We start from the raw sequence: 19,785 nt of genomic DNA on the forward strand, positions 1-19,785 counted from the left end.
GCAAAAAGTAATGTACGCTTCGAATTACTATAGAATCTCGGTTCCCGACCCGCCACCAACCTTAAGACCACAACTTAATTTCCAAAGCCCGCAACATTGGAAATGATAGTGAGGGATCCTCGCGGTAACTGCTGCTGGGCACGAATATTCCCTTGCCACCTCGTAGAAATGTCCTCGACCAGGCAACTTGATGGATGCGTGGGACTGAGGTCCCGACGAAATCCGCCGTACCAGGAATAGCAATTTTCGTACGCATCAATCGTGAACGGCGGCACCGGATTGCAATAGACCTCTCCATCATCGAAGCAAGTTGCAAACTTATCGTAGTTGTTTCGAACGACTTGCAATTCTGCTGGGAGATCCTCAAGCACCGATTCCGGCTTGGGTAGAACCACAAGACCGAGGTAATCCTGCTCCCAGGGCCTTCCTGCCTCAGCCCGGAACAATCCGGGCTCACAAATACCCTGCCGGCACTCCGGATTCTCCACGGTATTTTCAAGGTCTGCGGGTGTCAGACCAATGACCTGAAAACCCTGAGGCCATCTACTAGAAACAAGATCTACATAGCCGTCACCGTTTGCATCCGTGAGATCGAACACCAAGTCAAAAACAGTTGAGGAGCCAAGCTGCCACTCCAGATCGCTGGAAGGAAAGCGCTCCCAGGCACAGGCGGTACGCGACATCTGGACGGGATCCAGCGAAGTAACTGCCGTGCAGCTGTTTTGTACATTCCATCCCCAAAAGGCGTAGCCCCACGCCTCCGCTAACCGATAAGTCCCCGACAGAGTCCACGACAGTGGAAAGCGGGCACCGGAGACCCAGCCGTTTTTAAAGTCACCTCCATGGCCACCCACAGACACCCGAGAGCGCCACTCATCGACTCGCTGCTCGACCGCCAGCGTAAGCTTCTCCCAGTAAATTGGATACCCACCGGTGCCATGACCGGAGGGCATATTCATGTAGGCAATCCACTCTCCCGGGCTGCGAGCATCGACAATATCCAATCGACCGTCGCCGTTGAGGTCCTGCAGTCTCACATACTCCACTGTAGACTTACCGACACCCTTAGACCCAATGATTTCTGTGGAAAGAGTCAATTTTAACGGCAAACTTCCATCGCCTACCTCACCCATTGAAAAATCGCCTTCACCGAATAAATCTATCGGCGCTAGATATTCTGGACGACTATTACTACCTATGTTGCGGCCAAGCTTAAGCTTACCATCTCTTTTGAATATGAGATCTCTGCGGCCATCCCCATCCATGTCGGCTACCGCCTTCCAGTATTTATCTACAGTCGCAGCAGGAAAATTAATACGGTGTTTATTAAAAGGACTACTGAAAATCGTCACGTTGGACCAGTGCGCCCGCTGCAGGTTATCGTCTTCGACACCAAAGTCGGCAACGGAAGGCGGACCGGCGGCTATTTGCTCAACAGTTCTGCTTGGTAGATTTACAGATTCCAAGCCGCTATAAGAAACAGCTTGAACTTCCTTCCCCATGATTCCAACCGATAGCAAGATAGAAACCAGAGCACTCATGGTCATTCCCGTACTTTAATGAGATTTCAGTAATTCGATCGGTACGCCCAGGTTTCGAACCGGGCGCAACCGGGTCTATCTCGGGATAGGATCTGAACTATCACAAGATATGCTGCGATTATCGTAAATAGCGTTGCCGAAGTTGAACCCGACATTCTTTACCTTGAAGAAGCCATCGGGCGCATGGTTACATATTTTGTTACGCAATACCGTATTGAACCTGGCAAAATCCCGATCATCGGTATTGCTTGCCTCCCAGTCTCCATCCCAACCAAACGAAGGATCGACATCGCTAATGTCCCACGGTCTGGAAACATTACTGTCTTTGTCGCAGTAGCCACTCAGGCTGTCGCCATCCCGGGACCCAACGTAAACCGCAGGCCTGGTAATCCAGGCATCCTGGTAGTAGAAAATGTTATCGCTGATCTCGTTATTTCTGACGCCGGTATAGCGGACCTCACCGCGCTCTCCGCAATTTCTGTATAGAAAAACACCACCCAAAGTGACACCGGAAAACCAGTTCCTAGTAATCAGATTGTGCTCCGCACCATCGATCGATAAGACCTCACGGAAATTGCTGCTATCGTGGTGGAACTCATTATTCTCGACCACATTGTATGCAGCCTCTGCATCGATATACAGCGATGGGCCGCCTGCATTATCGTGTTTAATACGGGAGTTCTTCAGGGTTGTGTGGGTCACGCCCTGCTCAATATACAGACTCACGCCACTACCGTTGACAATATCAAGATTATCGAAAGTAATTCCAGTCGGCGCAACCGACCTAAGCTCCCGAACATAATCCGGACCTCGCTCATTCTTATAGGTCGCCAACTCTTCATTTCCGATTCGATAAAACTGACTGCGAACCCGCGTACTGCCCCTAACCTTGCAGTTTTTTATAGTCACATTCCTCACCGGCTCATGTGCGTAGTCATCCCCGGCACGAAACTTCGCCGAAGATACGAGCAAGGCGGGCTCTTCTTCCTTTAGTGCACCCAAAGGGGATATAGTGGCGCCATTACAGTCAAAAACCAAATGATTGGCCGCTGGACCGATAAAACGTAAAGATTTGGTCACCAGATCACCCGGCTGCAACTGCACGCTGCAACTGACATTAGCAAAACGATTTTCCCAGGTATCCGGGTCGTCCTCATCGATCACGATAGGCTCAGCCAAAATATCCGATATCTCCTCACTGGAGCACGGAGGGTTCTTAATTACACCAATGGAAAGCAAGAGCGGAACAATAAAACTCAAATCGAGCACCAACTTCTGTTAATAGCTTCAAAAGTGAGAGCGTGGAGAACACTAAAGCGCATTCACCACACCCGCACATTACATCCAGCCGATTATCTAGTTAGTTCAGGAAACACTAATCGAGCCGACAACTTCAGTATCACCTTCGCATTCACCATTACCGTAAATCCGAACTGACTTACCCGACAAGAGGGCAGACAAAGCCACTGTATGCTGAACCTCATTTGTTATAACGAATCGATTATCTTGATTCGTTCCGATACACGGTGAATCATCAACGCTGGCACTGATGTAAACTGTATTATTAGCGCCACCTAAACTTGTGGTTTTCAGATACGTGACAGTTCCATCGTAGGGCCCACCTGCAAAAGCAGACATGGAAGTTAGCAATAGCGAAGAAGCAAAAAAAATCTTTTTCATAAACCTTCCAGTAAGTTAAAAGAAATTTACAAACGTTGTTCCATAATAATGGAAGTAGAAATTTACCAAACAATATACCTTCGAGACAAAGCTGTTAACGACAAATACATGCCTATTGTGACAACCATGAAAACGACATCAAAATTTTTCTATAGAAACTACTAAAAGTTTACGTAAGTTATTAGAACCTATCTCACCACACATTTTCTCTTGGTCCGCATTGCAGCATAAAATTATCCAATACAACACTACAGTACTATAATTTTAATCCTAGGAAGTACCCATGAGCAGAAACTCACAACTACTAATATGAACGTTTTCTAGAAAAAAAGTGGAAGTCAATTGTCGAACAATTAACTAGAAATTATCTTTGAAAGCCAGCCCGAAGCGAGGCCTGAGCTATAAGCGAACATAGCTTGAAAGTAAGCAAAGCTTATAGACAAGGCTTCTTAACCCCAGAGAATGGGAGGTATTTGCAAGGGGTCTTAGTTTCACCAGAAACTAGGCATTCGATCAGACAGAAAACTGAGGAGGCCACAAATAGCCTCCTGATTAGGAATGTTTCTATGATTCTTCGTAGGCAATAGAGTCGGAATTGCGGTGCACCGCAACAGCTGTACACTCACCACTTGCATTCCACTCAAAGTAAAGAGTGTTGTCGGCGTCGATAGAGGATATTACTTGCATCATCTCGGCGCTGGTTGTGGAGCAGCTCTCGGTTTCTCCCAGAATATCCCTGGCGAAACAGGTGGCGGAGCTGCCGAACCTGCCTGTGTAGACGGTACAACCGATATACTGGATTTTGTCCTGACTTTGGCGCACCGCTCGCAGCGCACCGTAGGCGCTGTTGTCATTGATCACCACTTCAGGAGTGAAGCTGCTGCCGGCCAGGGCGGCGGTGGAAAACACCAGAGTTGCGGCAGTAGCCAGTATTTTGTTCATCTATGGTTTCTCCTTGATTAAGCGTGAGGCGGGACGGAGCCCGATGTTTACTACGGTCAAGTCTGTGCCCGCGTTGCGGGAGTTGACAGCAGTCCCAATTGGCGCCGCTAAAAGTTTCGGAGTACTCGCTGACGACGACCGCTCCTACAGTAACGGCGGACAAGTGATTTACTGTAGCTCCATGGGGGAGCCGTCGGCATGAAAGCGAATTTCCATATCCTCACCGTTCACGGTTAGGGTCAATGCATACATATCGCCGTTGATCTCTAGCTCAGCATGCTGAACAGCGGCATCGATATCCAGGATTTTGACAGAACGGTAGTCACCACCCGGAATGCTTTCATAGATACGCCATACATCCTCAGTGGTAACCGAGTCGGCAAGGTTCTCCTTCTGCCAATCGCTACCGTTGACGCCCTGGGTCAGGTCGCGCACACGGACCTCTCTGCCGCCGGCGGTGTAAGTCACCTCGCTGCCATCGACCTGCGGCTCCACCGGCAGATGAAGCCGCCATTTTTTTTCTGTCTCAGAATCAACCCTGTCAAAGATCACCAGCGCCTTCAACTCACTCCCAAGCCAGGCGTAGTCGCGCACATAGTGATCAGCCTCTGTCCAGTAGGGTTGAGCGTCAATTTGCACATAGGAATGCGGTGTCGCAGCGCCGCGGTTGTCCTCTGCGTGAGAGATAGCCGGAAAATCGCCGTCGTTGTTGTATTTCTGCCCTTCCAAGGTGACGATATTGGATACGTCACTGAGCACGCCGCTACCTGCCTCGGCGAGGATACCGCTGTTGTTGAAGTACTCGGGATCCGTCACTATCCAGTCGCTGCCACAGGCCCACTGGAAGCCAGGGGCATCCGGGTTGCCGTGCGAATACTCTGGGGCGGTACCGAAATTGTTGGCGAACATCAACGCTGCGCAAGCGCTCTCCTGGAAACCGAGGGTCGAGCGCAGGCCGATCAGGCCGGCACCCGGTGTCGGGGCAACGAAGAGCCTGTCAGCCTTAGTATCCAATGGCGCGGCGGCGAAATCGCCGATGTTCCAGTAGAAGTTGGCAAAGCCACGCACGTTGCGTCCGATAAAGGTAGCATCTTCGCTGTCTGCTACCTGCAGGACACTCTTGGCGTGCTGCGCTTGTTCGCTGTCACCGCCGGCAGCATGGATTAACTGGTGCCAATAGCGGAAGGCCAGGCCTGTGTGGCGCGCATCACTGGCATTGGCCTCGGAGCCCACTTCAAAGAAGTGCTTAAGATGTGGACGCGTCTGGTACATGAGGAGGTCCAGGTATTCCGCAGCATCGAATCCGGACTGCTGAAGATAATCAGTACCTTCCGCCGCATCGAACAATTGCAGCGCCCAAATTGCATTGCCGACATAGGCAGAATAGTAGTGACCTTCCGACTGCACGGGCCCCTGCCATTCCGACGCCGTAGTGCGCTCTATCCAGAGGTTCGCCATGCGGTGGACGGCCTGCTTCCACTCATCGGCACGGGGATTGAAATCCTGCGTGGCTACCGAAGCGATCACATGTGCCAAAATACCGTTTTGCCAGTAATTGCTCTTTGGCTCGTCGAAAGGCCAATAATCCTGATTTGCGTCATTCCAGTTGTCCAGGGTGCCATTGACCCAGCCTGCCAACAGTTCGAGCTCTTCTTCATTGAACTGTTCGTATGCCAGGTCTGCCGTCGCGGCCACCATGAGCATCCGGCTTTCCACATGCTGGAAATTGCTACTGTGGCCCTGGTCGCCGTCCGGGTCGCTACTAACCAACGACATGACCTCGTCGTGGGCCAACTGCAACATGTCGGTGTCCTCACTCAGCCAACCGGCAAAGGCAATTTGGAAGGTTGGAATGTCCGAATAATACTCCCTGTCTTCCACCGCTCCCTCAATGAGAGTAATGAAGCCAAGAGGCTGCCCACCTCGATTGGAACCAGAGCCAACAGCCTCCGGGTCATCAGCGTCGATAGACGCCTTCAAGCGCGCCTCATCGGTTTTGAATAAAAAAGGACCGCCCACTGGCTGGGCGGCAAAGACTGCGGAGATATCAGCATGGGACGACAGAGTGACTTCGCAGATTGAGTGGCTGCCACAGCTGTCCTTACTCCAGTGGGAGAACCTGGATCCGGCAGCGGGCGTCGCCGTCAGCGTGATAACGGCGCTTGCCTCGAAGTCGGCACTGCATACTGCGCCGCAGTTGATCCCCTTGGGGGAGGAGACTATTGAACCACTACCTTCCACAGAAGCAGCGAGGGAGTAGTATTCCGTCGGGGGCGGACTTCCGGGATCGTTCCCGATGGGATCGTCCTCGACGGGTTCGCCATCGTGACCACCGCTACCACCGCAGGCGGATAAGGAAAATAGTAAGTAAAGAACAATTCCGAGGATTGTGAAATTTCTCATAGCTTTCATGGAGTTTCCCTTCTACAAATTACTAAGAGCTTTCCTTCAAAACCTTGCCATCGACCCATCACGATAAAGGATCCTCCGCGCGCTGCAGGCTTCGTCGAATCCCCATAAACCGCTTTCGATACTCAGATGGTGTCATCCCCACGCGGCGGCGGAACAGCCGGCGAAAAAAACTGGCATCTTCGTAGCCCAACTCGAGGGCGATCATTTCTATACGCTGGCTGTCTGATTCCAGCATATGCTTAGCCTCTTCCACCCTCAGTGTGTGCACATACTCTATTGGGGACATGCCCGTCGCCTTACGGAACCGACGCTTGAAAGACCGTTCCTTCAAGCCGCTTTTGTCAGCCATGGCTTGTATGATACCGGGCTCAGAATAGTGAGAAGACAGCCATACCTGCACGTCGGCTATAGTTCGGTCTTCCATCTGCCTAGGCCGAGAAGCGGCAGCAAAGGGAAGTTGCCCGTGGTCGTGCCAGTTGAGCAGATAGAGTCGCGATAAGTTACGCGCCTCTTCCTGACCAAAGAAGCGTGCCACCAGATACAGCACCATATCCTGCCAGGAAATCCCACCACCGCATGTAATAATGCGCTGTTCAGGGCCCGACACCACCAACACCTGCTCCCGGTGAACTCGGATCTGCGGGTAGGCAGCTTGTAAGTTTTCCGCGTAGGCCCAGTGAATGGTTGCATTCAAGCCGTCCAGCAGCCCACTCTCGGCCAGCAAAAAAGTTCCACTGCAGGCCGAAGCGATGACCGCCCCACCCTCGAAACGGTCCCTCAACCATGCGCACTCCACAGGGTACCGGTTGCGCAGTGTTTTACTTGGCGGCAAATAAAGATCTGGAATACAGACAAGGTCCGGCTCCAGCCCCTCCGATAACGTCGCATCGGGCCGGAAGGGAACCTGACCATCGCTAACGAAGAGGTTGCTGGAATCGGCGGCGAGCAGTACAGGCTCCACCCACTGCTCTCCCAGTTCACCGCGGGTTACCAGGGGCCAATCGCGACCGACAGAAGCCAATACATCGCGCAACCCATATATCGTGGAAGCAGTAGCCTCGGGCAACACAAGAATAGCTACCCTCAACGGCCCGGAACGCTGATCCCTCAAAATTAGTACCCTTAATCCGCCAAATGCCAAAACAACTAGTAAACGGCTACCGCATTGCAGCCACTCAACGCTGATAACAAATAATTGAGCACTCGTCCTGCCTGACTACATTTCTTACTCCAACGGCAAAGGAATCGTACAAGCTACTTTCCATGTAAAACTTTAAACCCTACTTATTATTTGTATTTGTTGCCATTCTCTCAGAAAACCAATGAGAATGGTCGCGCGATTCGGGTCTCCAACAGGCCATAACTGCCAACAAGCGATATACCTGGATGGCTCCGAATTCTCTGCTCCGCACCTTCCAGTGAAGAATAGAGTTGATAAGCTCACAGGAAGCCCAAAAGATAAAACGATGGCCTGCCAACTCCGATTGCACTGAGAAAGCCAATCCTACCCACCATGATCCAGTGTTCGCAGGACCCAACAAGGACCGATAGATCACCGACACCAACGAATTAAGGCACTCGCAACGGCTTTCAGTTTTTTTTAATTGATTTACTGTATATAGTATCTCCACAGTCGGAGTCCAGAACTCTAATCCAGCGCACTCAAACCCTTCAATCCTGCTCCACACTTTCCCTATACTAAAAACCTCCCCTGCTACTTCTATTATCTTTGACTTCGCTTTCAATTTCCCAACAGGCTGAATAAATTCAACAGTAAAATCCTATCATTTACAGCATACAATCGAACGATACCTGACTGTTCATTCTCCAACTCCTACATTGGACTATTATCGGAATATCTTGGGTAGCCAGAAGAATCCCCAATCGAAGAAATTGCTTCGGACTCGGAAGCTACTTACCAACTAGTTGAAGCAACCGATAGAAGCCATAGATCTTTGTCATACTGAAAGAAAAAAAATAAGCTAAACCAGATAATATTGGGCGTGTACGTGATCCAGCTGGAGAATCAGATAGTTACTACATCCAACTTGAGCGAGAGCACTTAGATATTAAGCATGCATCCACAATCGACATAAAAACCGCCCCTGAAAAACAACTAGATATATATACCCGACATATATCAATGGCATAAGAACTCTATCAACTCTGCAAGCAAATCATCTTTGTTATCCATATGGATATCATGCCCGCTTCCCGATATCTCCACTAACTTTGCACGAGGAATCTCTTTCTGCATTCGCTCAGCGACACTCCGAGTCGTAAAAAAACTATTACTCGCGCGCGATATTAAGGTAGGACAACGGATTTGACCGAGCCTAAACCAGTGCAGGGATTCACTCGCTGAAGCCTCCTCGACCCACTCAATCAATTTTCTCGCGTCAAACTTCCATACCCAACATCCATCTTTAGCCATCCGAACATTATTGCAAACAAACTTATACAACTCCTCGTAATCTCCACCAGAACCGTAGCTGTGTATGTAAGATGTTACAGCCTCAATCCTTTCATTGAATTTACTCACCGAGAACCTGCTGAGAACCGCTCCCATACCGGCTGCAAAGCTACAACTAGAAATGACTTCAGGATCAATGTCCAGAATTGCTAATCTTTCTACCCTCTCAGGCCTACAGGCAGTAAAAGACCATGCATTCACTCCCCCCATGGAATGTCCGATGAGCCTAAATGATTCTAGGCTGAGCGCATCAGCAAAGCGCCCCACGTCTTCTACCATCACGGACATAGAGTAGTCGTCACACCACGAACTGTCTCCGTGTCCGCGCTGATTCAAGACAAGGACGCGGAAATCATTAGCAAGGCCCGCCGCAATAGAATCGAACTCCCAGGCATGACCAGTAAGGCCATGCAAGATGATAAGTGGGGGGGCACCAAATCTTCCCCACTCGCGGTAGTGAAATAACATCCCATCGATATTTTCTACGCGATCTACGGCAAAGATATCTGCTTTCATTTCTACACAGCCACATAAAAAGATACCCCGCGATCCTCACACAATATGAGTCAAAGATCTCCACTCGAAAGAGCCACTGTCAGGCCGAAAGCGCCAGCAACTACTCAATAGGCATACCCAGGTTCTCCCCCAATATCCAAACATTCGCCACCAGCAATAGCTTCGCACTAATGAACCAGATATCTATAAGATCTGGAAATCCATGCCGTGAAGTACAAGGCAACGGTAACAACCAGGCTTTACCAACCTAACTGATATAAAAAGTGTAAGTGTCCATTTTGACCAGCTAATGGCGTGGCAGCCACCTTCGGTAGAACGTTTAACTGATACTATCGGCAGGTGGTCATTCGGCAATCGGTTCGAGAGAACTAAATACAGAGGTAATCTCAAATATGAGACAAAAATTTCTCTTATATCGCAACAAAAAGATCTCTCGATCTACAATTGCGTACTGCTGCATATTCATTGGCGCGCTCTCTTCCCACAAAGCGATTGGCGCCGATAATGTAGATCCTCCGGTCCTAACTGTTAACCATCACTCTTCGACCGGATACGATATCGCATGGAACAGCGGATACTCCAATATTAAAATTTACGAAAGCCCAAACGGCACTGCAAGTTGGTCGCTGAAGTACGATGGAAACGCCAACTCAAGTCATTCAGCTGATTTTAACTATCCGCTCGGCGGAACACGTTACTATCGAGCAAGGGGATGCGCTTTTATTGTAGACGGCGGTAACGGTGGAGGCGGCAGTGATGGTAATGTCTCGCCTAAAGCATCGGAGACTTATGAATGTTCTGGATACAGCCAGGTAGTTAGCGCAAACGTAACCGGCAACAGCTCTAAGCCGACTACCGCGGTAGTACTCGGAGATAGCTTCTCTTCGGGTGAGGGTGGTCGCTGGCGCGGAAATACAAACGACGAGGATACCAGGTTCTCTGGCTATATGGGAACCGACTCAGCAGGGTTCCTCTCTGACGACTTACCCTCTGGTCACAGGGGAAATCCTGTTGCACGCTGGGATGAAGCCTATGAAAGCAATAGCATAAGCAATGCATGTCACAGAGCCTACAGCGCTCCGATTCACCAGCTAGCAGGAGATCCATACTTTCCAATACCTCCGTTTATGATCCGCCGGGGATTTGAGAAAACCGTTAACTTAGCCTGCTCTGGCGCTCGCAACAAGCATCTGTGGCCTGTTGCCGAAGGTGGAGATTCCTTCAAAGGAGAAGAACCGCAAATAACACAGCTTTCCAACTTAAACCTGACCCACGATGTGAAACTTATCGTCGTAGGCATTGGTGGAAATGATATGGGTTTCAGCGCAGCTATCGGCAGCTGTGTTAAGGCATGGTTTGTAAAGCATTGGGGCTGGGAGTTAGACAACTGGGTAGACGATCAGTGCTATGAGTATATCGCTGATGAAACCATACCAGCACTGTGGGATGTATATGGAAAAACAGCACTTACAATAAACATGATTCGTCAGGAAATGTTGCGGCAGGGAAAAACCGACCCTGACGACTATCGAATAGTGCTAATGGGGTATCCAGATATAATCGCAGGATTTGGCGACAATAGATACGAAAGCGGAGATAGGAGATCAACCGGAAAATGCCCCTTTAACGGCGAAGACTCTCGCTTTGTAGTGGATACACTGCTACCAAAGCTTAATGGTATGTATGAAACTCTAGCGCACGAAGAGCAGGTAGATTTCATAAACCCCAAAGATCTTTTCCAGGGGCACAAACTTTGCCAGATGGATGCAGCTCGGGCGTCTTACAACAAGCCTGCAAATCCAGGAAACATGGAATGGGTCAGATATATTGATCACGATTTGAATACACGTGGCGCTGTACAATCACTTTGGGACGCGTTGGTTCTTGGCGAAGTACTAGATGGTGTCCAAGGTAGGATTCAGGAGTCAATGCACCCAAATCAGTTTGGCCAAGTCGCCCTGGGTTCCTGCCTCAACAATTGGTGGACCCGGCGCGGAACAACACCTGCGCCATACAGATGTGACAACTCGAATCCATCCACCAATAAGCAAGTAAAGATTACGGGATTACCTGCGCCAAGCTACAGTCAGATTTCCAGTGATAACGCGATACCAGATGCAGAACTACTTGGCGAGGCCTATCCCGGAGGTCCGGACGAATATAGACCTGGCGAATTAAGACGCTCTTTTGTCGTCGCAGATAGCGGGCAAAACGAGCCTGGCCGAATGGCTCGCGTTCTAGTCAGAATCGATCATCCAGCGAAAGGAGATTTAAGAATCTTTCTACGGAGTCCCAGCGGGGTAGAGCACCTGATAAAAGGCCATAAACCGACCGACCTGTCGCCCTTCCCTTCAGTATGGCGCAGCTACCTGACTCACGCCGCATGGCAGCCAGGGGAATGGAGTCTTGTGATACGGGATACTAAAACAGGTCATACAGGAACGTTCCGTGACTTTAAAGTCTATTGGTACTAGGATTCTGTAATTATCAGATTTACCTGACAGATATCTTCTATCAAAAAGTACTCTGTCAGGTAAATCCAGATTCCATGCTATTTACCAAATAAAGGTTTTACATTTTGATCAAACCATTTCATCTTTCATTCTTAGCAATTGACAAAGAAGAGACTAAAAATTTTTATCTTGAAACTCTTGATTGTACCTTAGGTAGAGACAGTAGAATGTGGTGTGATGTTATATTCTTTGGGCATCAAATCACAGTCCATCAAGCGAGCAGAGTATCGCAATGCCAATCAATCGACCATTTCGGAGTGATTCTTAGTCGCGACGAATGGTCCACATACTTGAGGAAAATAAAGAGCAAAGGAATTCCTTTTATACAGTCTCCAGTATCACAGAATCAGGGAAAACATTGCGAGTCTGGAAAGTTCTCGATCAATGACCCATGCGGAAATATCATAGAATTTAAGTACTATAGTGAATCTATTAATCAGAACATTTAGCACCTTACACCAAGATAAATCCATTGAAAATATAAAAACAACTGGACCAGGTCGGCCAGAACAGTTACATGCTAACCTATAACTTTATACAATCTACCTTTTAGGAAATAAGTATATGAAGAACATCGCTCCAAGTATCACAAGAAAGAGACTGTTAATTGAAGGGTATTATTCTAGGGAAATTGGCGAACACGAAGTTGAGGAATTTCTAACTTCCATTGCGAGTAAACTAAGCCTAAAATTCTATGGAAGTCCGATAGTTCATGTACCGGAAAGTCTAGGAAAGGAAGAGAATCAGGGATTTGACGCATTCTTACCACTGATCGATTCTGGAATTTCTATATATGTCTGGACAAAATCTCAGTTTTTCGCAATTGTTCTCTTTACATGTAAGAATTTTTCGTCAGAAACAGCAATAGAATTCACTAGAGAGTATATGTTAGCGTCGGAGATTGTTAGCAAAGATTTCTAGAACCGTTTGCACTAATTCCGGCAGTTCCTGCGCCCATGGAGATCACTAAACATGGATTTGGATTATACAGTGAGAATATTAATCTGGCATTTGTCCTCCAGGACCTATGGATAACCTAAGCTGTATTCGGTGCGATTCTCTTGTTTCCTCTAGGCTTAAGAAAACCGAATTTAAAGCCGCACTTGATGCCTGGTCATTTATTCTACGACCATGATAGAGCTTTTCCCGCTTTACATGAGCAGATATTAATCCAGGTTGTTTTGTATTTTAGGTGGGGACTCGCACCAGTTTTCCCTTCTTTTTGGTAGAAAACTTTCATCGCGAATTAGATTTTTCGTCAACATTTCTCTGATTTCTGGCGGGCTGATTAATATCAAGTCCCGTTAAAGCCAACCAGATTTTTATCCTGGGCCCTGTCGAGAACTTCCCAGCCCCCCCTTTCGTACCTGACTCCTGAGAATTTCTGAAGATTTTTCGGACAATTTCTCTCGCTCCCGGTTCGTCATACAGACTTTCCGGCCAACACGAGAACCAGTGACCTGATATAACTTGCAGTCCATTGTATCCTTTTCATCATCCACCGTGCTGGCTGTTTTATTCGTCTGACCCGGTGAAGCAAAGCCATTTTTTTCACCAGCCCCTGCTGCACAGCCAACTAACGCACTTACAGTGAAAAGATAAGCAAAAGCTACAGAAAATTTCATAGAACCACCACTACTTATAAACGGACTTTCGATCCGGTTAAATCAGCGCGACCTAAGGGAATTATCATGTCGAACTGATAATTAAATGGATCACGCAAACTCCGATACACACAACAAGAGATGTGTCAGTACGCGAATAGACAGGATGACTAAATGACACACAGTTACCCTGTTTGGACTTGACACTAAAATGCCATCTTATCGCATCAGACTCAAGTGCCTTTCAAGACACGGAGTGTCGGTTTCAGCCAAGTAAAGAGATATATTTTAAATGCAGCAAAGTAACTGAACTTAGATAATTACCGTACTTGTTGCGGTCGATGAGACCGGACCACCTCAATAGTTACATTATTGTACCCACAGAGAAAATGCACTCTAAAAATATCAATACATTTTCAATCATCATAGTATGCTTAGAAAATCTAAGCGCGATCAGCTGAATGATTGACGTAAAATTCCCCTGTAAGAGTTGGTGCAGTGTTTACTAGAGTTCGCTGTATAAACCCTATGAATCCACTCACTTTCAGCTTTTTAAGTTTACACTTAACATCCCAAACCCACCAAATTCTGAATTTTTTCCGACATTGATAAGCTCAAATCATTCATTTTTATAGGAGGCAAAACACCTGTATCTCTTAGCCTATTGAGATCTATAAATTTTAAATTTAAACACGGTGTTTTCTGTTGAAACTCACATAAATCTTCATTTGTTATAATCGGCATATAATTTGGAGAAAGCCCGCTAAGAATTTTTGACGGCAGTAACAGCCTCTCAGGAGAAGATAAATGGTTGCTCGACATTTTTGCCAGTAGAAATTTAAAATTTGGCTTACCAAAAAAGGCTCCGGGAAACACCCACAGCCTAGATGATTTTAAGCAATCCTCGGTAACGCCGTCAAAAATAGCATCCGAATAAGGATCTGTAGACAACAATATTGAAATATGATGATCAGTATACACTTCCAGGAAATATCTGGTATATATCTGATTCAATGGGTCGCCTATATAGACGCCAAATATATTTTCTATGGATCGTGCAAATTTTAAGGCAAGCATTTTTTCCTTAAAATTTTCCAAGCTCCAAAAACTTTCTTTTTCAGAAATAGCTTGATCTATATCAGAGTTTCTTTCTTTTTTTTCAGCATCCATAATCGGTACCATTTGAATTCTATCAAATTAATATCTGTTTATTAGAACCAGAGTCACTGTCTCATCCCTAAAATTCCTAACATGCCTTAACAATCCTTGTTATTGCAAGATCATTTACTTTCTGAAAATTCCAGATTCGGATTAAAATGGTACAAGCTCTTCCCATGCTAAGCGTCCTTCCCTTCCCGATTTCCCCAAGTTGACATCTCGAGAAACTACCTCTCCCGAACTGGTCGGTATATATTGCTTCTTTCCATCTAGGAAATCTGATTTGTTTGGTATGCTGCCATCAATATACTGCCCTACAGCTCCCAGGTCATTGTCATCTATGTTGCCGTCACCGTTGGAGTCAAAAACTGCAAATTTCTGAGGAGCTAGTCCGGTTCTCACATCCACAGACATGAGCCAACCATGGCCACCCGCTGAACAAGCTTCAGCAGAAGGAATTAATGTGTTAAAGAATAGGACATCGCGAAGAAGAATGGCGCGATTTACCACCCGCTCTCCGGCAACATCGCCAGTAGGATAGCTCCCCTGATTCAGTTGAATGTACCATCCGTATTCGCTGCTCCAATCGATTTCGTCGCCGATCAATGTCCGCTGGGTTGCCGCTGTGCCTAGCGCTTGGGGGACATCGCTCGCGGTTATACTGCGGGCCTCTAGATTATTCTTTTTTAAGCCATAGTATCCATTGTCAGACACAGCATAAAAGCCACCCGCTGTATTCGTTTCTGTATCCGCGGCGGTAAGGTATTGTCCTGTCCCGAATGTAACCAGTAGATTGGGCGCGCTTCCAGTGGGATTTGCAGTGTTACGTAGGACTAACGGGGCGGCGGTTATGGGTTCAGCTTCCCCGACTGAAACAAGTGGAACTGGAGCTCCCAGGGGATCCGACGCGACATTCCAACTGCCAACCGTCGAAACGTCGAACAACCAAAGGTTGCCCTTCAGATCTCCGGCATATATCCTATCAACAACTCCATCATTATTAATATCAACGATCGCCGGCGTAGACATGCCATTTCGAACCTCCGAATCCGCGGTCCCGGTGGAAAGGTAGGTATAGCTTTTTCCAGCTCCGCCATCTCCGTCTAAGTAAACAATGAATATGCCAGCATCCCCGGTCTCACTATTAAAACCGTTACCGAAAATTGCCGCCCATTCCCCATTGGACATCATTGCAATTTGCGGGCGGCTATAGCTGTAGCCCATATTCCTGTCTTTCGTGCTGTTGAACTCCCACAGAACCAAATTTGAGGCATTGGTTTCCCTGAAACTCTCCGGTTCAGTGACATCAAGAGCAAAAAAACCCTTGCCGCCACCACCAAGACCGCCAACCAGCACTGTTTTCCAACTCCCGTTGATATATACATCTGAAACAGTCGGAGTTCCATCTACATAGTATTTATGGTTGTACTCTTGCGATGAGAGGGCATGTAAACCATACTCTTGATCTGTACTCAGTACCGCCGAAGGCAAGTAAGCGATTAATTCCCTACCCGCATCGGAGCTGCTTGTTCGTGCGTTAAAGCCGTGTAGGAATCCATCGTTCGCGCCAATGTATACCACCGGAGTACGGCCGCTTTTTTGCGCCTTAAATTTGGAATAGCTGTCGGCTCCAGTAGGGAAAGGCACTCGGTCTGGCCAGCTATTACTTGGTGCACCGACATATACTGGACTGGAGTTAACGATATCGCCAAGGCGACTATCACGCTTACGATAAGTATCGCTCGCGGTGCCCTCCTTACTACGATCCCCTCGCAAGTACTCTAGCCGTTCTGTGGCTCGGCTATCGACCACCGGTGATCCACTCGAAGTATTGACGCTCAGATCCTGAGCATGAGCGCTCAAAGATTCTGAAAGACCGACGCCCAAAGACGTAAATGCAACGCCGCCTGTGCCCTCTCGATAGGTGAGCATCACCCGATTGTCTGGATTTCCGCTATCCAGCAATACACTGGCTTCCCACGCCGGAGCACTAGAAATTTCGCCACTATCATCTAGCTCCAGCGCAGAAAGCTCTCCACTCCAGTTCGAACTGTTAAATTTCGCCTTAAAAACGACGGATCCAGCGTCCAGCGACGAAGAATTGAAAGCTAGAGCACTAGAGCTTCCGACGATCTCATGGACACTATTGGAAATCCTATTGAAAACTCCTGTTAGATCACTGGCATCCTGGGCCTCATAGAGACCTCCACCACCCAGGGCGCCGGCATTGATCATAAGTGGAGTTTGCGACAGCCCTGGTTCCGCAAAACCAATCATGAAGCTGGTTATATTGTGCTTAACTGGCGTTCCATCTGGTTTCCGCAGATCCGGGCGTAAGTCAATGTCGAAGAGTGCCTTAACAACATCATCCATTTCATGTATTTTTTCCCCCCTGTCTGAGCTGTAACCTTGATTTTCATCCGTACACCCCGCAGGGTTTCCACTACAAGCAAAGTCGTAACCTTTAAGGTGACTGCTGATTTCGTCATCACGATAGCTGGGTTCACCATCTGTCAAGGCCACCATAAAGTTCTTTTGGCAATGATATTGGATAGCACCGCCGTTGATGGTGTTATCGGGTTTCTTCACTTTCGGACTGACCTCATCCCAGTCCGGTTCGTTATCAAAAATTTCTCGACCAGGAGCCGAAACTGTACTCCCGTCCTCGTCGATATAACTGAGGTGTTGATCTTCATAGCCGGATATAAAGTAGCGCGCTACTCCGGCAAAAGTTTCAGCAAGAGGGGTGGAGCTGCTGGTATCCACTGCGTCCACTCGCTCGTGCAGCAGATTCCGGTTTTCCGGAGTGAGCTCTGACACACCAAACATTGCTCGACCCCCATCTTTCTTTCCGTCAAACTGCATTAAGCCAACGCGCGTCCCAGATAAATTAGATATTAGTTCGTGAAGCACCTCTTTCATTATGTCTACTCGACGAACTCCCACTTTGGATCTTCGAACACTGCCATTCTCATTCAAAAATTTTGCCGATCTATAATCATCGGAACTGTCTCTATGAGAGAAAAACCAGTTCAAAAAATGCCCACTAACATTTTTTGATCTGTACTTTTTGTCATTTCCCGTCTCAAAATAGAATCCGTTATCGCGATCGGCGTATAGCCATGCCTCATCATAGTAAACAGCGTCGTCAAAACAGTTGTTTTTCGTATCCCAGCTCCTCCAGATACCGTCTCCGATGGTAAACTCAACGGTCCCTGCAGCGCTTTCTGATAACGTTACCCGGAACCTAACCTCTGATTTTTCGAAATCACCGGGATCCTGAGGTTCCTCGTATTTGTATCCAATTGGATTCTCGCAGCTAGCGTAGACTTCATTTTTGTCGTAACCGAGCGGTCCAGGAACAACGTTCTCCATTGACCCTGATGAATCCATCACCAGCATAATATTTGGCTGGGCCGAGCTCCTAGCATACAATGGCACGTTAGATAGCTCCCCTGGAGCAGCGGCAGCGCAAGTGGACCAGGTAAGTATAAATTTAGCACTGTACTTACTTGCCAAGAGAGTTGTTCTCACGAGCTTATTAATATTCACCCTTTTTTCCTCTAAAATGCTTTTCCGTAGAGTGTTGTCAATATCCTCTCTGTACCCGCTGGACCGGTTCCACGTGTGACGACTTTAAAAACCTGGATATCCTCGGAGTTTAACTTTGTTACTCCGGCACTAATGTCCACATCAGACGCATTGGACTTGTCCGACGTTGAACCTGCCAGCTCGATATAGATGCGTCCGGTCATAGTTTTCCCTTCACTGCGACCCATCGCAACGGGCCACTCGACCGAGTTTTTATCTGTCCAGGTATCTAAAGAAGATAGATCGTTCGGACCGCTTCCGATGGAATGAAGCCAATTGGTAGAGCCAAAACTATTAGTATCTTGAAGACTTTCTATGTACTGCTCTCCTTTCCTGGCCATGGATTCGGCTACTTCCAGAGCATATTTTGAATCCCGGGAAGCAGATACCATTCTCTCTCCGAGTAGTACACCGCGAGCACTGGAGACCGCAATCAAACTCAAAACTAGTAAAAGTATCAGGCTAACAACCAGAACTGCACCCTGTTGCGTTGCAGCAGATTTTATTGAATGACTCATAAATCTATTACCTTTATTGTGTTTGTACGGGGATTTCTAGACTGTCCGCTGCCGCAGAGTCCAGCAATGGATGACTCTCCTTTTTGAAACAATACCGCGTTACTGTCGTTTGCAGTAGATAACAGGTTTATAACATCTTAGAATCATTAATTTGATACCGATAAGACATCGCCCTCTGTTACGCACCCGTTACCCCTTCGTGTATGGCTCTCCCGTAGAAAATCTGAATCTCAGTGATACTGTCAGAAGTATCTTTAGTAGAGCTTCTAATCTCTCGGCTACAAATAGAGATTAAGTTATGGAACTTTTCGAAAGTAGCGGGGGTGTATTCCTGCTTGTGGCATAGCTGCTTTGCTTTCTTTTCCTTTCTTTTCCTTTCTTTTCTTCTCTTTTCTTTTCAAAGATATCTGCTAATAATATCTTTACTAGAATCTGATCTTAATTTCCGGATCTGTGTCGAAAAGACTGCTTGTACACAATCGTTGGAGCAGTCTCTTGCTTCTGTTCTGGTCATCAAGCCTTCGTTACGATAATTTTAGATCAGCACCACCTCTTCGGATCCAATGGAGCAACTCTAGCTTCTACAAAGAGAATGCTATACACCCAAATATTTAGCTTCTTAGTTTTAATGCCCCACTCTTTTCCAAGCGCGAACAAATATGTCTGCTATTCTTTTTTTTATCGAGGCCGAATCTGACACAAACGAGACAAGAGTGACAAATTTCATATGACCTCTACAAATTTTTTAGCTCAATATTTCACATAGATCCAGAAACATAGAAAAATTTCCTAAAACGTTTTACTTGCCCTCCAGGGAATCTGGCAGTGTACATGTAG

General features: G+C 47.4%; 14 protein-coding genes. 3 read left to right on the top strand and 11 right to left on the bottom strand.

The features are described from left to right. Nucleotides 1-74: 74 nt before the first annotated feature. From IG627_RS12725 to IG627_RS12755, 7 genes are all read right to left on the bottom strand, one after another. On the bottom strand, nt 75-1,541 hold the full coding sequence (locus IG627_RS12725) for an FG-GAP repeat domain-containing protein (protein ID WP_193192748.1): 1,467 nt from the start codon (nt 1,539-1,541) through the stop codon (nt 75-77). Between the two features lie 75 nt (nt 1,542-1,616). Continuing rightward, entirely contained in the window at nt 1,617-2,801 is a 1,185-nt protein-coding gene (locus IG627_RS12730; protein WP_226865039.1) for a right-handed parallel beta-helix repeat-containing protein, read from the bottom strand. 105 nt (nt 2,802-2,906) lie between these two features. After that, nucleotides 2,907-3,221 (bottom strand): hypothetical protein, encoded by a 315-nt coding sequence (locus tag IG627_RS12735; protein ID WP_193192750.1) that lies wholly within the window; start codon nt 3,219-3,221, stop codon nt 2,907-2,909. Between the two features lie 564 nt (nt 3,222-3,785). Continuing rightward, nucleotides 3,786-4,163 carry a hypothetical protein gene (locus tag IG627_RS12740; protein ID WP_193192751.1) on the bottom strand — a complete coding sequence of 126 codons (378 nt, stop codon included), beginning with the start codon at nt 4,161-4,163 and terminating at the stop codon, nt 3,786-3,788. A gap of 168 nt (nt 4,164-4,331) precedes the next feature. Then, complete coding sequence (locus IG627_RS12745; RefSeq protein WP_193192752.1) at nt 4,332-6,575, bottom strand: InlB B-repeat-containing protein; 2,244 nt, start codon at nt 6,573-6,575, stop codon at nt 4,332-4,334. Nucleotides 6,576-6,633: 58 nt separating this feature from the next. Then, nucleotides 6,634-7,536, bottom strand: coding sequence for a GlxA family transcriptional regulator (locus tag IG627_RS12750; protein WP_319024565.1), 903 nt, complete (start codon nt 7,534-7,536; stop codon nt 6,634-6,636). 1,179 nt (nt 7,537-8,715) lie between these two features. Then, nucleotides 8,716-9,564 (bottom strand): alpha/beta fold hydrolase, encoded by an 849-nt coding sequence (locus tag IG627_RS12755; protein ID WP_193192754.1) that lies wholly within the window; start codon nt 9,562-9,564, stop codon nt 8,716-8,718. A 392-nt stretch (nt 9,565-9,956) separates the two neighbouring features. Between IG627_RS12755 and IG627_RS12760 the strand changes: the two genes are divergently transcribed. From IG627_RS12760 to IG627_RS12765, 3 genes are all read left to right on the top strand, one after another. Next, entirely contained in the window at nt 9,957-12,038 is a 2,082-nt protein-coding gene (locus IG627_RS12760) for a proprotein convertase P-domain-containing protein (protein WP_193192755.1), read from the top strand. 104 nt (nt 12,039-12,142) lie between these two features. Beyond that, nucleotides 12,143-12,526, top strand: coding sequence for a VOC family protein (locus IG627_RS21295; protein WP_377483882.1), 384 nt, complete (start codon nt 12,143-12,145; stop codon nt 12,524-12,526). A 115-nt stretch (nt 12,527-12,641) separates the two neighbouring features. Next, nucleotides 12,642-12,998 (top strand): S-adenosylmethionine decarboxylase, encoded by a 357-nt coding sequence (locus tag IG627_RS12765; protein WP_193192756.1) that lies wholly within the window; start codon nt 12,642-12,644, stop codon nt 12,996-12,998. Nucleotides 12,999-13,399: 401 nt separating this feature from the next. Here IG627_RS12765 and IG627_RS12770 read toward each other — a convergent pair whose 3' ends face one another. The 4 genes from IG627_RS12770 to IG627_RS12785 form a co-directional block, all read right to left on the bottom strand. After that, complete coding sequence (locus IG627_RS12770) at nt 13,400-13,702, bottom strand: hypothetical protein (RefSeq protein WP_193192757.1); 303 nt, start codon at nt 13,700-13,702, stop codon at nt 13,400-13,402. A gap of 543 nt (nt 13,703-14,245) precedes the next feature. Then, nucleotides 14,246-14,863 (bottom strand): hypothetical protein, encoded by a 618-nt coding sequence (locus IG627_RS12775; RefSeq protein WP_193192758.1) that lies wholly within the window; start codon nt 14,861-14,863, stop codon nt 14,246-14,248. Between the two features lie 129 nt (nt 14,864-14,992). Then, nucleotides 14,993-18,241 (bottom strand): PilC/PilY family type IV pilus protein, encoded by a 3,249-nt coding sequence (locus IG627_RS12780; protein ID WP_226865040.1) that lies wholly within the window; start codon nt 18,239-18,241, stop codon nt 14,993-14,995. Between the two features lie 161 nt (nt 18,242-18,402). After that, nucleotides 18,403-18,948, bottom strand: coding sequence for a PilX N-terminal domain-containing pilus assembly protein (locus IG627_RS12785; protein WP_193192760.1), 546 nt, complete (start codon nt 18,946-18,948; stop codon nt 18,403-18,405). Nucleotides 18,949-19,785: the final 837 nt, after the last annotated feature.

The organism is Microbulbifer taiwanensis (assembly GCF_014904815.1).
GTDB classification, from domain to species: Bacteria; Pseudomonadota; Gammaproteobacteria; order Pseudomonadales; family Cellvibrionaceae; genus Microbulbifer; species Microbulbifer taiwanensis.

Coding starts and splice junctions, on each gene's coding strand:
- IG627_RS12725 (WP_193192748.1), bottom strand. CDS start 1,541: ATGAGTGCTCTGGTTTCTATCTTGCTATCGGTTGGAATCATGGGGAAG.
- IG627_RS12785 (WP_193192760.1), bottom strand. CDS start 18,948: ATGAGTCATTCAATAAAATCTGCTGCAACGCAACAGGGTGCAGTTCTG.
- IG627_RS12740 (WP_193192751.1), bottom strand. CDS start 4,163: ATGAACAAAATACTGGCTACTGCCGCAACTCTGGTGTTTTCCACCGCC.
- IG627_RS12770 (WP_193192757.1), bottom strand. CDS start 13,702: ATGAAATTTTCTGTAGCTTTTGCTTATCTTTTCACTGTAAGTGCGTTA.
- IG627_RS12775 (WP_193192758.1), bottom strand. CDS start 14,863: ATGGTACCGATTATGGATGCTGAAAAAAAAGAAAGAAACTCTGATATA.
- IG627_RS12745 (WP_193192752.1), bottom strand. CDS start 6,575: ATGAAAGCTATGAGAAATTTCACAATCCTCGGAATTGTTCTTTACTTA.
- IG627_RS12735 (WP_193192750.1), bottom strand. CDS start 3,221: ATGAAAAAGATTTTTTTTGCTTCTTCGCTATTGCTAACTTCCATGTCT.
- IG627_RS12760 (WP_193192755.1), top strand. CDS start 9,957: ATGAGACAAAAATTTCTCTTATATCGCAACAAAAAGATCTCTCGATCT.
- IG627_RS12780 (WP_226865040.1), bottom strand. CDS start 18,241: ATGCTGGTGATGGATTCATCAGGGTCAATGGAGAACGTTGTTCCTGGA.
- IG627_RS12765 (WP_193192756.1), top strand. CDS start 12,642: ATGAAGAACATCGCTCCAAGTATCACAAGAAAGAGACTGTTAATTGAA.
- IG627_RS12755 (WP_193192754.1), bottom strand. CDS start 9,564: ATGAAAGCAGATATCTTTGCCGTAGATCGCGTAGAAAATATCGATGGG.